This window comes from Alteromonas sp. AMM-1, assembly GCF_047290655.1.
GTDB classification, from domain to species: Bacteria; Pseudomonadota; Gammaproteobacteria; order Enterobacterales; family Alteromonadaceae; genus Alteromonas; species Alteromonas mangrovi.
Map to the genome: position 1 here is coordinate 1 of NZ_JBLBUE010000097.1, position 13315 is coordinate 13315.

The following is a 13315-nucleotide window of genomic DNA, read 5'->3' on the forward strand; positions in this document are numbered from 1 at the left end:
ATCTTTACCGTCATAAGTTTCCAGCACCGCATATCGCATTTTAAATTCGCGCACAAATCCCTTGCTGCCATCATCCAGTTCTACAAAGTCGCCCACGGTGAGAGAGCGGTCGAGCAAAATGATAATGCCCGAGATGAAATTAGAGGCGATGGTTTGCAAACCCAATCCCAACCCGACACCCAATGCACCACCGAACACTGCTAATGCGGTAAGGTTGATGCCCATCACATTCAGCAGTAACAGAAAAATCACGCAGAACATGGCCACTTCAAACAACTTGGCAAAGACTTCTTTGGTGGGCACATCAAATTCTTTGTGATTGCGAATGATATCTTTACCAATAGAGTTAGATGCCCGGCCCAGCCAGAATAGCAACACGCCAAACACCAGTACTCGGGCAATACCGTAAGCGGACACATCCACATTGCCCACACTAAACGATATTGCGGTTAAGGCGCCGATGACTTTGGGTAACACATTGATCATGTGTAAGAACACAATGGGTAGCCCTACCCAACGTAAAAACGTGGCAATACCCACGCTTTTAACAAACGCTCTTATGAAGGAATTCAGGAATATCATCACAGCAATAACCACTGCAATTTCCAGTAACCAGGCGTCCAGTTGGTATTGTTTACCCAAAACGGACGTGAGTTTTAACAACGAAATGGTAATGATGGGAAAGAAGGTACCGCCCGCTTTATAGCCCAGCACTTGCAGCGAGTGTGCGCCTTCATGAGGCTCCTCGCGGGTAACCGCAAACTGGTCGCGTACTTTAACGGATAGCAGCCAGGCCACCAGATAAATCAGCAGTATGGCTCCTGCCTGATAGACAAAGGTTGGGCTGACAATGGTTTGTTGCAACAGCGCAAGCTGTTCCTGGATTTCAGCAATGATAGTGTCCATGGGCGAACCTGTGTGGAAAGCAAGTTGCGCATGTTGTAACGCTAAATAGGAGCAGGGTAAAGCATTTACTGTTGTTTATTTTATATTGTCTGTACTCTCGCCTGCATGGATTTTCGTTAAAGCCAGCCTTTTTGTCGGGCGATGCGCGCCGCTTCAATGCGGTTTGACGCATTTAACTTATTGGAAGCGCTGGATAAGTAGTTGCGCACCGTGCCGGGTGACAGGTGCATTTCCGCCGCGATTTGCTCGGTTTGTTTACCGTCTGCGGCTAATTTTAACGCTTTGCGCTCTTTGTCGTTTAACGGATCGGCCTCTTCCCAGGCATCCACAATTAGCTCTGGCGCTATCATTTTACGTCCTTGCATGACTCTGCGGATGGCATTCGCTAAATCATCACTTGGCGCATCTTTCAGTAAGTACCCTTTTACACCGCAGTCCATGGCTCTGCGTAAATACCCTGAGCGGGCAAACGTAGTCAGAATAATCACTTTGCAGGGCAGTGATTGTTGCTGAATGCACTGCGCCAGCTCCAGGCCGGTCATCACTGGCATTTCGATGTCGGTAAGCACAATATCCGGATGCAAAGACTCGATTAAGCTCAACGCCTGCTTGCCATCACTGGCTTTGCCGACTACCTGTAAATCAGGCTCCAAATCCAGCAGCGCAGACAGTGCGCCCAGCAACATGCCCTGATCTTCTGCAATCAGAATTTTAATGGGTGTAGTCATAATGGCACCGTTACAGTTATGTTGAATCCGGGCTTGCAGCTAAACACAATATCGCCACCTAACGCTGACACGCGCTCGCGCATCCCTTTTAACCCATTCCCCTCGGTGAACACCTTGCAGCTGCCGTTATCTGAAATAGTAAGCTGAATGTGAGTGTTAGTTGCCGCCGTTTCTATCTGGCAGCGATTGGCATTAGCGTGTTTCACCAGATTGGTGACGGCTTCTCTTACAATAAATCCCAGCGTCGCGTCGATGCGTGCCGGTAGTGTTTGCGCTGGCACCGAATAAGCAAATGCCACATCTACGGAATTCAGCAGGGTTTTGGCATTGGCAAGTTCAGAGGCCAGATCTTTCTGCCGGTACCCGGTTACCGCTTCGCGTACTTCCGACAGCGTCCGACGGCTGATTTGCTCCAGCTCAGCAATTTCCTGCCGGGCTTTAGCGGGGTCGTGGTCAAATAGCTTTTGCGCCAGCTGTGCTTTCATGGTGAGCATGGCAAACGTGTGGCCAATTAAATCGTGAAGATCCCTGGCAATCCTCTCCCGCTCTGCTGTGGTAGCCAAGCGCTTCACTTCTTCCTGAGTTAGTTTAAGCTCGGCATTTTTTTTGGCTATTTCCCGCTGAAACACATTTATGCCGCCAATCATTAATGAAAAAATCAGCGCCGGGCCGTAAAAATAAGCCGGTAAATCACGCAGCCAGGTGAGCAACACAATGTACACCAGTATCGCAGCAATAGTGGCAATACTGTGTTTGGGCGGGCCGATATGCGCGGCAAACGCACTGGCGTACACAAAAAATACGCCCGCCCCAGGGTTTACTAACGTCATCACTGAGCCTATCGCGCAAATCGCCGCAATGTAGTAAAGGGTATGCAGGCCACAAACCCAGTAGGCGCGGAAGTAACAGGCCAGAAAGGCCAGTGTTCCCGCCGCACTCAGCCAAATGTGCCAGACTGGCGGATCGTAAAAGAAAAAGTGCACAAAAAACATGCCCAGGTACACCAGCCAAAAGTACGGTAATACCCCTATCTCACTGTCATCCGGCAACAACTTACCGTGAATAAATCGCGCCACCTGGCTTATTGGCTTTGTCATAATTACTCAAAAAACACGCCCTAGTACTCAAACTCGCGGCTGAAAAAAGTTACTCGAATTCGATGTTGTCCAGTTCAAAGGTAAAGTCAGGCGTTGCGGCTCCGGCTACCCACCCTATACCTGCAACATTGTGCCAGTCCACCCCGCCAATATCCTCAAGGGCGACAGAAACCCGCTGGCATTCAGAGGTAACAGCAAAACTCACTTCACTGGGCCGCGCCGTTTGAGGGTTCAACACCATGAGTCTGAACTGACCATTGGTCCCTTTCACATCGAACACTATACGCTTGAAATTACTCAGATTGTAGCCACTACTCATGGTTTCCCCAAACATCAGGAATGCGCCTGCCCACGGGTAGGGGAATGCCGGGCCAATACGCCCTTCAACCTTTAAAGCGCCGCTCCCGTCACAACCGTTTTCAACATAGTGAATCGATGCCACAGAATCGCCCTTCATCATTTGGTCGGTAGAGACCACAAAGCGTGTGCCAAGCTTCGGTGTAAGATCAGATTCAAAATCACTCACTACACCCGATACAGGCGTGATACCAGTTGCGGTTTCAGCTTCAAAGTAGGCAGGTACTTTTGCGCCGTTTTTAACAATCGCGCGAATGTGCTGTGTATTGCGAATGTCATGTCTGGGGTCACGCGCCAACACCACAAAATCTGCCCGAGCCCCTGGCTTCAGGTTACCCCGCTCACCAATGTTAAAACGGGAATAAGGCAAGTAGGTAGCCGCTTGCAGGGCTTCGGTAGGTGACAATCCACTGTCCACCAGCAGGGCCAGCTCGTCGTGCAAACTGATCCCGTGGGCAGTGCCCTGATTAGGCGCATCCGTACCGGCCAGCACCTCAATGCCCGCGTTGTGCATGCGGCGAGTGTTCACTTTGGCAATGTCAAAGTAATCATCCGACACGCGATCAGAATCGATGTCATTAGCAATGGCATGTTCAACATCAGCACCGATATGCCCGCTAAAGGCAGAATGCGTAATAAGTGCCTGCCCGCGCCCTTCCCCGGCTATGGATGCCAGAATAGATAACGTAGGAATAATAAACATGTTGCGAGATTGCATCAGGGCAATCAATTCCTCACTGGCAGGTTCCCCACCGAAAGTATGTACAAGGCCATCAGCACCGGCCTTTGCCGCATGCTCTGCCGACGTTAGGTCCATTACGTGCACCACCGCCAGTGCGTGTTGTGTATGCGCTGCATTGACCACGGCTTCAAGGGTTGGATAATCTATTGAGGTAAAACGCCCTTTATGACCAGCCTCACTGGCCGATGCGTCGTACACAATTTTGATGTAATCAGAGCCTTCCGCTAAGCGGGCAGCCACAAAGGCGTCAGCTTCACCGGGCGTGGCAATGGTGGGAATGGTTATACCGTACTCGGTGCCATGACCCCCTTTACTGGTAACCAGTACGCCTGACGAAAACAAGTCGGCTTCGCGCACGGTGGCAAGGCTGTCACGCTGTGCTCGTTTCGACAACATGAACTGGGGGTCGGTAAACATGTCCAGCGTTGTGGTTACACCGTATTGCAGAGACTGAGTAAGGGCATTGCCCCAATTGTGGGTATGGGCATCAATTAGTCCGGGAATAACAAACCCGCCCTGCCCGTCTACCATGTCCAACTCTGCGTTACCTGATTGCGCCCCAACGTCAGCCCCAAGGGCCATGATGCGGCCATTGTTAACCACGAGCGTGGTATTTTCATGCCATTGTTCACCATCGAACACGGTTACGTTAGTCAGCCGATAGCTGACAGATTCAGGCCAATCAATGGAACTTTCCTCCGCCGAATTGCGGGCAGCAGGCGTTATCTCAGGCGTAGGCAACAAGCTGATAAACAGTCCAATCAGCGCCAGGCACACCACTGCAATAATTGACATTCGCATTGTACACTCCTTGTTTAATGACGGTTATCGATACGCTCAAATTGCTTTACAGAGAGTGCCAAAAACACTGCCGTGTAAGCAACCAATGCACCCACATGCGCATACCAGGGCGCACCTGAATGGTTGCCCTGAATAGCCAGAGCAAGTTGCGCCAGATGATAGGCAGGAAACACATTAGCCAGCATTTCCATCGATGTAGGGAACAGTTGAATAGGCACCCAAAGTCCCGAGAAAAACGCCATGGGCAAGTAAACGATATTCACAATAGCCGGTGCGGCTTTGGCCGATACGGTAAGCCCAATAAATAAGCCAATCGCGCAAAATGGTAGTGTACCCACAAGCACTGTAACCAGTGTAAGCACCCACTGACCTCTGGTCATAACCACATCACCAAACAGCGCACCCAGTGCGAACAAGCTTAAAATAATGATGAGCGCAAACAGCTGAGCGGTAAAAATTCGCGCGGCGAAATAGCTGCTCACCGGCATCGGACTCACCAACTTAAGGCTCAAGATCCCCTTGTCTTTGTCGGACGCCACATCGGCACCAAACGAGAACAATGCGGGACCAATAGCGCCGAACACGGCGTAGGTGGCCATCATGTATTTCGCTGTGTTACCAGCATGCCCGCCCATGGCATTGAACAACAGACCAAAAAACACATAAAACATCACCGGGAATGCCAGACTTGGGATCACAAATGCCGGGCTTCGAAAGGTTTTTAGCAGCTCGGTTTGCGTTTCCAGCAACAGTATTTGCCAGCGCTTCGACACAGACAATGGCATAGGTTGAATGAGATTCATGCTGATTTCTCCTGAATAGTCTGAATGTGGGTATGTGGTGTTTGAGTAAGGTGCAAAAACGCATCTTCCAGAGAAATCCCTGTTACCGTTAAATCCTGAACATTGCCTCCGCTAGCCAATAGTGCATACAAATGGGCTTCTGGAGTGGCCGATATCAACTCGATGTATTCCCCCCTGCGTTGCACCTGAACGTCTTGTAGCAGATTCTCAATATTGGCAATGGCGTGTGTACTGCGAAAACGAATACACTTTCCGCCTAATCTGGCTTTGATGTCAGCCGGGATCCCTTCTGCCACCACTCGACCTTTCGACAGCACCACAATGCGGTCGGACAGCGCGTCGGCTTCTTCCAGATAATGCGTTGTGAGCAACACGGATGTGCCATTGGCCGCCAGCGTACGAATACAGGTCCAGAACTCTCGGCGAGCGGTGGCATCGAGCCCTACCGTTGGCTCGTCCAGAATAACCAGACGCGGATTACCGATGATCGCCATGGCAAACAGCAAGCGTTGTTTCTGACCACCAGACAGCGTTTGCACCTTGCGGCTGGTGAGGTCGGTTAACAAAGCGGTTTTCAACACATAATCAAGTGGCAGACTGTTAGGATAGTAACTGGCAAATAACCGGAGTTGTTCGTTCACGGTGACGTTATCGGGCAACGCGGCAGATTGGAGCATTACGCCCATTTGCTGTTTTGCCGCCCAATGACCCGGCTTGTAGTTAAACACCACAACCTCGCCAGCGTCCGGGCGAAGCTGGCCTAGCAGTGTGCTAATAGTGGTGGTTTTTCCTGCGCCATTCTCGCCTAACAAGGCAACCACCTCGTTAGCCTGAATGGTCAGATTAATCGCGTCGAGCGCAGTTTCTTTGCCAAAGTATTTTGACAGCTGACGGATGCTAACCAAAGTGTGTTGAGACGTTTGCATAATGAATCTCCCTAGTGTGGAGACCAGTATGCCCAGCGCAACGAATTGGCGTAATTAGCATGTGTCACAACTTTTATGTGACATTTGTCATAACTTGCGCGTTAGGGCGCTATGCCCGGTATCGCATGGCTTCTACAAATAATGAAAAGGCCGGGGAGTATTGGCTGCGATTAGGGTAATACAAATAGTAGCCGGGGAACTCATCACACCAATCATCCAGCACGCGGATAAGCCGGCCATCGGCCACCGCGTCTTTCACCATGTCCTGTGGCAAATAAGCAATGCCTACGCCTTTCAGCGCGGCATCACTTATAAAAAAGGACTTGTTTACGGTTAACGGGCCTTCAACCCGCACGTTTACCTCTCGCCCGTCTTTTTCGAAATCCCAAACCAATAATCGCCCATAGGTAGGCAGGCGTAAATTAATACAACGGTGATCTGACAAATCCCTGGGGCTTTGAGGGATGCCGTGCTTCTCAAAATAAGCAGGCGAACCCACCACAGCCATGCGCAGTGGCGGAGAAATACTCACGGCAATCATGTCTTTTTCGAGGCTTTCACCTAACCGCACACCGGCATCAAATTTATCAGCAACGATGTCAGTAAGGGCATAATCCACCGACAGTTCAATGTGGATATCCGGGTAGGTTTGCATAAAATCGAGGATTTTAGGCCATAGCACATTCCGCGCGGCATGCTCAGCAGTTGAAATTCGAATCGTACCCGACGGGCTGTCTTTCAGGGCATTTAATGAGTCGAGTTCATTTTCGATATCCTGCAACCTGGGGGCCACGGAGCTATACAACTTTCGCCCTACTTCGGTGAGCGACACGCTGCGCGTGGTGCGGGTAAACAGGCGCAGCCCTAAGCGCTCTTCCATTCCTTTGATGGTATGACTCAGCGCCGACTGTGACACCGACAAACGGGCAGCGGCACGCGTGAAACTCTCTTCTTCAGCAACAGCAATAAAGGCAATTAAATCGTTTAATCGGGTTTTCATAGGCTACGTCTTATTGGCTGGCTATAACCATAACAGAAACATTCTTGACTTGCCTGACCGAAAATGAGGAGAGACAGCGAGATCATGCGTTGGGTACATTGAACAAGCTGTCTCTGGGCACAAACTCTAGGAATACTAACCTTTTGCGATTTGTGGCGCGAAAGGCTGCTCATACAATCGCTTACCGGTTGCCTGATACAGTGCATTGGCAAGTGCAGGAAATATCGGCGGGAATGGCGGTTCACCGAGACCGGTTGGATCGGTGTCGCTTTGAACAAAACTCACGCTGATGTTCCGGGGGATCTCGTTCATGCGAATCATCCGGTAACGGTCGAAGTTTTGCTTATCGGGTTTGCCGTCGGTAAAGGTCATCTCGCCGTACATGGCATTGCCAATACCATCAATGACAGCCCCTTCCACCATATTAACCGCCCCTTCGGTGTTCACCACAATGCCGCAATCAAGCACACTAAACACATTATCAATCTGCGGATTGCGCGGATTGGCTGCGCTCAGTGTGACTACATGTGCGGCATAGGAGTTGTGGCAATAATACACTGCCACACCTTTGGGCGTAGTGGCTGGTATGCTGTCCCAGCCGGCTGTTTCCCGCAATTGATGCAGTACTCCGGCGTAACGGGCGGCGTCGTAATCATTGTTGCTACCCACCGGATTTTGTTGCGCCCGCTTTAGCAACGATAAACGTAAATCAATGGGATCCTGCCCCATGACTTCTGCCACTTCGTCCAGGAATGCCTGCTCGGCCATGGCCATAAAATTAGAGCGCGGCGCACGAAACGCCCCCACCGTAATATTCGAATCAAGGGCAGTGCCTTCCGCCAGATAGTGCTCGATGGCACCGGCAGGGAAGCGGTTTTCATGCACGCAATGCTCGGGTACACCTACGCCACTAACGTGATAGGCAATTAACTCTTTGCTGGCAGACAGCGCCGCACGCAGTTTTACCGAATACGTTGGGCGGTAAATGCCCATGGTCATGTCGTCTTCGCGGGTATAGATTAACTTAACCGGCTTATTAACCTTTTTCGATATTACCGCGGCTTCAACCAAATAATGCGAATATGCCCGACGACCAAACCCGCCGCCCATGCGTTTCATGTCTATCTCAATATTGTCGGGCGAAACCTTTAACCGCTCGGCAAGGGTTTGACGAATAAAAATCGGCCCCTGCAACGGCCCTGACACTTTAATCACCTCGCCAGTGGCATCGGCAAAGAAGTTCATAGGCTCCATAGTGTTATGTGCCAGATAGGGCGCGTAGTAGGTGCTTTCTACAATCTGCGCTGCTTGTTCAAAAGCGGCTTCTGGATTCCCGTCCCGGCGCAATACATCTAATTTACCGGCTTTGCCGCTCAACACATCCTCCATAGCTTGTTTGTGACCGGCTGTACTTTCCAAACCACCTGGCACCTTGATAACCGCAGGGGAGCCAAAGCGGTCAATGGTTTCTTCGTAGCCATCAAACGTTTTCCACTGAGCGTTAAGCGCTTTTTTAGCTTTTATCACCTGCCAGGTGGAGTCACCTACAATGGCCACCATGGTGGGAAACGCGGTTACATCAAAATAGTTCTTGGTGTACTCCGGCTCTATGGAATCAAATACAAACACATCGCGAATACCGGGCATCGATTTAATGGCTTCGGTGTCGGCACTGGCCAGCGTTTGCCCGAATGCAGGCGCGTGCACAATCATGGCAATCAGCATGCCATCAACCTGCGTATCCATACCAAACAAGGGTTTGCCGGTAACAATATCCTGACCCACCAGATTCTTTTTAGCTGAGCCGATTAACGTGAAGCTGTCTTTTGATTTAACGGCGACGTTTTCAGGCACGGGCAAAGTGGCTGCCAACGACGCTAACTCGCCGTAACTGGCCTGTTTGCCCGATGCCGTGTGTTTTACTGTGCCCTGATGCGTGGTTAGCGAAGCCATTGGCACATTCCAACTACCTGCTGCGGCTTGCATCAACATATGCCTTGCTGCTGCGCCCGCCATGCGCAAGCTGCTCCATGCCTGCCGGATAGACTGACTGCCACCCGAAAACTGCCGTTGATAAAGCGCCGGATCATAAGGGGCTTGCTCAGCCGAAATCGACTGCCAGTCGGCGTCGAGTTCTTCCGCCAGTATCATGGGCATAGAGGTCATCAGGTTTTGTCCGAACTCCGGGTTTGGCACCATAGCCGTTATAACCCCGTTGCTGGCTATGCGAATAAACGCATTTAAACTAAACAACTTGTCAGGCAGGCTATCGGCGTCGGCACGCGCTGCCAGAGACGATCCCAGCCAGGAGAAATTGATCAACAAACCACCACCTGCCGCGGCAGAAGCCCGTAAAAACTGACGACGGCCGATGGAAGTGAGTACATTTTGTGTTGGGGAGTGTGTTGTCATGCCATTCTCCTTACACGTTTACAACGTCGATTGACGCTGTTTTGATGGCCGCTTTAATGCGGGTGTAAGTCGCACAACGGCAAATATTCCCGCTCATACCCGCTTCAATTGCTTTATCGTCGGGGTTTGGATTATTTGCCAATAATGCCGCAGCCGACATAATTTGACCTGACTGACAATAACCACATTGCGCAACGTCGTGTTCCAACCAGGCTTTTTGTACCGGGTGCTCGCCGTTTTCAGACAGCCCTTCAATGGTGGTTACCGCGTTATTGCCAACTGCAGAAACTGGTAACTGGCAAGCGCGCATAGCACTGCCATTAAGATGTACAGTACACGCACCGCACATGGCAACACCACAGCCATACTTAGTGCCCACTAATCCTAATTCGTCGCGAAGTACCCACAACAATGGGGTGTCAGCCTCAACCTCCACCTGATGGGAGGTGTTATTAACGTTTAACGTGTAACGTGGCATGCGTGCACTCCTGGCAGCGTAAATAAATTGAGTCAGATTCAACTATAGCAATCATTAGTCGAAGCACTATTGAATTATTCCGCAAAGAATAATGAGAAAAATTCATCAATCACTATCACCGGTCTCATTCAATTTATTGATGTATTTATTTACCTATATAAAAGTGTCACCTATGCTTTTACTACTAAAGTTGCAGGCAACCTCTCATTTTATGAGCGACATGTTAACGCTATTGAGGATCGCCAGTATAAGGGAACAACCATGCCACAGTTCGATACACTGACAGGCCTGTTTAGCCGCAGAGAAACTATTGCTTGTGTTGAAGCGCTTGCAAGGGATTGTGGCATTGAACATTTAGCCATTATCGATGTTGAACTACTTCGCTTCGGCAGTATCAATAATGCCGTGGGTCCGGACACAGCGGATAAAATTATCAAAACGGCTGCTGCCAGATTGTTAAAGCAGTTTTCTCACGTACCGGTAATAGGTCGTTTGCATGGCGACCATTTTTGCCTGATATTTACCCAATCTGAGAATCTGGAGGATGAAATCAGCAAATTACTTGAATTTGCGCAACGTCCAATGGCTATTGAAGGGCAGATAATTGTGCTGGGATTACGGCTGGGAATTGCAAAAGGCAAGGCGTCTCTTTGTGACGGGAAAACCTTAGTTAATCACGCGGAAATTGCTTTAAACAATGCAAAGCGAAGGAACCTGAATATCGTAGAGTTTTCCCCGACAATGGTTTCAGATGCGCAACAGGCCCACGAAATAGAAAATGATTTACGCGTATCATTATTCATTAATTCCAATGAGTTACATCAGGCTCTGACGAATAATGAATTTGAACTGTATTACCAGCCCATCATCAATATTGCGAGGAAACGGGTAGAATATTTCGAGGCATTGATACGCTGGCGCCATCCAGTGAAAGGCCTGATCCCTCCGCTACAGTTTATTCCTATCGCAGAACGCATCAACATAATGAACATACTCGGGCAATTCATCATAGACAGAGCGTGTTTGGACGCAGCCAATATTCCCGAAATGAAGGGCCACACACCTGGTATCAGTATTAATATCAGCCCGTCTCAATTCCAGGATGCCGAGATATTATTGGCAACGCTTGAGCGAGCAATCCAAACTACCGGGATTTCGAGCAAGCAAATCCAGCTGGAAATTACTGAGTCAACCGAGTTTTGCCATGTTCTGGAAGACTCACTCGCCTCACTCAAAGACCTTGGCGTGAAGCTTTCTATCGACGATTTCGGCACCGGCTTTTCCGCAATTTCCAGGTTAATTGAACTGCCGTTTGATTGCATAAAAATAGATAAAAGCTTTATTCGTGATTTAGTGTGTAGCGATACGAAAACCAGGAATAAAGCCGAGAAAATGATTTCAGGTCTCATCAGAATTGCCGAATCTATTGGTCTGAACATCATTGTTGAAGGCGTGGAAACCAAAGAGCAACTGGCATTAGTAGGCGCATTTGGTGCGACGTTAATTCAGGGTTTCTATTTCGCAAAGCCGATGCCATTTGATCAGGCAATTTCATTCCGAATTGAAGAGGAAACGGTATGAGTTCGCTCTCTCAGATCGCTTATATCAGCCGCAGTGCCATTGTCGGTAACCAACATACTGTTGAAAACGAAATTACCCGTATTTTACAGGTTGCACAAAGCAACAACAGAGCAAAAAACATCACGGGAGCACTCTTGTACTCAGGCGGCTATTTCTGTCAGGTTATAGAAGGTACGCAAGAAGATATTGAAACGCTTTTTGAGTCTATCCAAATGGATGCCCGGCACATGTCGGTAACCGTATTGAATTACGAACAAATCGCAACCAGGCAATTTGGCGATTGGCAAATGGCCCTCGCGGGCATTGAAGAATCACTCCGCTTTCATGTTGAAGGCCTGGTTGACGATGCAACTCACATTAAAGTTCAGGAAAGTGCCAGAGATGTAGTAAATACGCTGTATAAACTGGTGATGCAAAAGCAGCATATATTCACTCAACGAACCAACCCATAACCGGAATATTGCGTTTACAGCGGATAAATCAGCGACACATTGATAAAGTCCAGTCCGGGATTAGAGGCGGTTATACCACCATTTGAATAATGCATATAGCGCAGTGAAACCGCGAGCCCTGAATTGAGCTGCATAAGCAAGCCCAGCCGGTCTTCAAACTGAAACTTGGATCCCAAATCCTTCTGCCCAAAATGGCGGTTTTCCAACAGGCTGGCGCCGATACCAAATTCCAGTTCAGTGGGTATTGAAAAAAGCCTGCCTAATGATTTGCGGAGCACTGGCGTAACTGCATAAACGGCGTTGTTATCAAATCCAGAATCCGCCCCTGCTGCCTGTAGTTGAGTAAGGCTTAATTCGGTAGTAACCGCCACCCTGCCCAATAATGGCAGGCGGTAATTGGCTGATGCCCAGGGCGACAGCCCTAATCTGGCCCCGGCAATTTCCCCTTCGCCTTTAAGCACGTCTACCGAGATTTGATTAAGCGCCTTTGCGGTTGACGAAAACAGGGTGAAAGTAAAGATAACCCAAAGATAGTTGTTAAGCGTATAACGCACGCTGTTAATACCTCTCTTCAAATAAGTAAACTGAAAAACGCAGCGCTGAATTGCATTATCCAGCGCTGCATATATTTGAATTAACCGGCTTGCTGCCAGCTCAGGGCGCCGCTAAAACTGCGATAGACATCGACTAAGCGAAGAAAGTGCGCTTGCTCGACTTGCGCGAGCTGATCGCGGCTGGCAATAAGTTCGCGCTCTGAATCGAGTAATTGCAGAAACTCCAGACTCCCTTCTTCGTAGCGAATCCTGGCGATAGTGGCAGACTGCTGACTGGCTTTAAATTGCTGCCTGGCACTTGCTAACTGTTCGCGGCTGTACTGGTAGCTTTGCAACGACAAGTCCATGTCGTTTACCGCTTCAATCACGGATTGTTCAAAGCGAGCCAACTGCGCATCAGCATCAGCATTTGCTGCACGCACCTGTGCTTTTACTGCCGACCAGTTTAGCCCCGACCATTGCAACGTAGGCGCAATGC

Annotated in this window: 13 protein-coding genes; 2 read left to right on the forward strand and 11 right to left on the reverse strand. The window is 49.6% G+C overall.

Translation table 11 applies throughout. The features are described from left to right. From ACLR2L_RS13930 to ACLR2L_RS13970, 9 genes are all read right to left on the reverse strand, one after another. On the reverse strand, nt 1-906 hold a 906-nt coding region (locus ACLR2L_RS13930; protein ID WP_413368831.1), incomplete at its 3' end, for a mechanosensitive ion channel domain-containing protein. A 116-nt stretch (nt 907-1022) separates the two neighbouring features. Next, nucleotides 1023-1634, reverse strand: a complete 612-nt coding sequence (locus ACLR2L_RS13935) for a response regulator transcription factor (RefSeq protein ID WP_140961768.1) — start codon at nt 1632-1634, stop codon at nt 1023-1025. Further along, nucleotides 1631-2731, reverse strand: a complete 1101-nt coding sequence (locus ACLR2L_RS13940) for a sensor histidine kinase (RefSeq protein ID WP_413368834.1) — start codon at nt 2729-2731, stop codon at nt 1631-1633. The genes ACLR2L_RS13935 and ACLR2L_RS13940 overlap by 4 nt, the downstream gene beginning before the upstream one ends. A gap of 49 nt (nt 2732-2780) precedes the next feature. Next, nucleotides 2781-4631: an amidohydrolase family protein gene (locus tag ACLR2L_RS13945; protein WP_413368836.1), complete on the reverse strand. Its 1851-nt coding sequence runs from the start codon at nt 4629-4631 to the stop codon at nt 2781-2783. A gap of 14 nt (nt 4632-4645) precedes the next feature. Then, nucleotides 4646-5434, reverse strand: a complete 789-nt coding sequence (locus ACLR2L_RS13950) for an ABC transporter permease (RefSeq protein ID WP_413368837.1) — start codon at nt 5432-5434, stop codon at nt 4646-4648. Beyond that, the gene (locus ACLR2L_RS13955; RefSeq protein ID WP_413368839.1) at nt 5431-6360 is read right to left on the reverse strand and encodes an ABC transporter ATP-binding protein; all 930 of its coding nucleotides are present in this window, start codon (nt 6358-6360) and stop codon (nt 5431-5433) included. Before ACLR2L_RS13955 ends, ACLR2L_RS13950 begins: the two co-directional genes overlap by 4 nt. A 109-nt stretch (nt 6361-6469) precedes the next feature. Then, complete coding sequence (locus ACLR2L_RS13960; protein WP_413368841.1) at nt 6470-7360, reverse strand: LysR family transcriptional regulator; 891 nt, start codon at nt 7358-7360, stop codon at nt 6470-6472. 135 nt (nt 7361-7495) lie between these two features. Then, nucleotides 7496-9772: a molybdopterin cofactor-binding domain-containing protein gene (locus ACLR2L_RS13965; protein ID WP_413368843.1), complete on the reverse strand. Its 2277-nt coding sequence runs from the start codon at nt 9770-9772 to the stop codon at nt 7496-7498. 10 nt (nt 9773-9782) lie between these two features. Then, entirely contained in the window at nt 9783-10250 is a 468-nt protein-coding gene (locus ACLR2L_RS13970) for a (2Fe-2S)-binding protein (protein WP_413368845.1), read from the reverse strand. Nucleotides 10251-10511: 261 nt separating this feature from the next. On the opposite strand from ACLR2L_RS13970, the gene ACLR2L_RS13975 reads away from it, so the two are divergent. Further along, nucleotides 10512-11831, forward strand: a complete 1320-nt coding sequence (locus ACLR2L_RS13975; protein WP_413368847.1) for a putative bifunctional diguanylate cyclase/phosphodiesterase — start codon at nt 10512-10514, stop codon at nt 11829-11831. Then, nucleotides 11828-12283, forward strand: coding sequence for a BLUF domain-containing protein (locus ACLR2L_RS13980; protein ID WP_413368849.1), 456 nt, complete (start codon nt 11828-11830; stop codon nt 12281-12283). Before ACLR2L_RS13975 ends, ACLR2L_RS13980 begins: the two co-directional genes overlap by 4 nt. 14 nt (nt 12284-12297) lie before the next feature. Here the strand turns inward: ACLR2L_RS13980 and ACLR2L_RS13985 are convergent, their stop codons facing one another. Further along, entirely contained in the window at nt 12298-12837 is a 540-nt protein-coding gene (locus ACLR2L_RS13985; RefSeq protein WP_181405244.1) for an acyloxyacyl hydrolase, read from the reverse strand. Between the two features lie 80 nt (nt 12838-12917). After that, nucleotides 12918-13315, reverse strand: a 398-nt coding sequence (locus ACLR2L_RS13990) for a TolC family protein (RefSeq protein ID WP_413368851.1), incomplete at its 5' end; no start/stop codon positions are given.

What these genes read in the sequence shown, in the direction of transcription:
- ACLR2L_RS13945 (WP_413368836.1), bottom strand. Translation starts at nt 4,631, where the DNA reads ATGCGAATGTCAATTATTGCAGTGGTGTGCCTGGCGCTGATTGGACTG.
- ACLR2L_RS13965 (WP_413368843.1), bottom strand. Translation starts at nt 9,772, where the DNA reads ATGACAACACACTCCCCAACACAAAATGTACTCACTTCCATCGGCCGT.
- ACLR2L_RS13980 (WP_413368849.1), top strand. Translation starts at nt 11,828, where the DNA reads ATGAGTTCGCTCTCTCAGATCGCTTATATCAGCCGCAGTGCCATTGTC.
- ACLR2L_RS13955 (WP_413368839.1), bottom strand. Translation starts at nt 6,360, where the DNA reads ATGCAAACGTCTCAACACACTTTGGTTAGCATCCGTCAGCTGTCAAAA.
- ACLR2L_RS13975 (WP_413368847.1), top strand. Translation starts at nt 10,512, where the DNA reads ATGCCACAGTTCGATACACTGACAGGCCTGTTTAGCCGCAGAGAAACT.
- ACLR2L_RS13940 (WP_413368834.1), bottom strand. Translation starts at nt 2,731, where the DNA reads ATGACAAAGCCAATAAGCCAGGTGGCGCGATTTATTCACGGTAAGTTG.
- ACLR2L_RS13935 (WP_140961768.1), bottom strand. Translation starts at nt 1,634, where the DNA reads ATGACTACACCCATTAAAATTCTGATTGCAGAAGATCAGGGCATGTTG.
- ACLR2L_RS13950 (WP_413368837.1), bottom strand. Translation starts at nt 5,434, where the DNA reads ATGAATCTCATTCAACCTATGCCATTGTCTGTGTCGAAGCGCTGGCAA.
- ACLR2L_RS13960 (WP_413368841.1), bottom strand. Translation starts at nt 7,360, where the DNA reads ATGAAAACCCGATTAAACGATTTAATTGCCTTTATTGCTGTTGCTGAA.
- ACLR2L_RS13970 (WP_413368845.1), bottom strand. Translation starts at nt 10,250, where the DNA reads ATGCCACGTTACACGTTAAACGTTAATAACACCTCCCATCAGGTGGAG.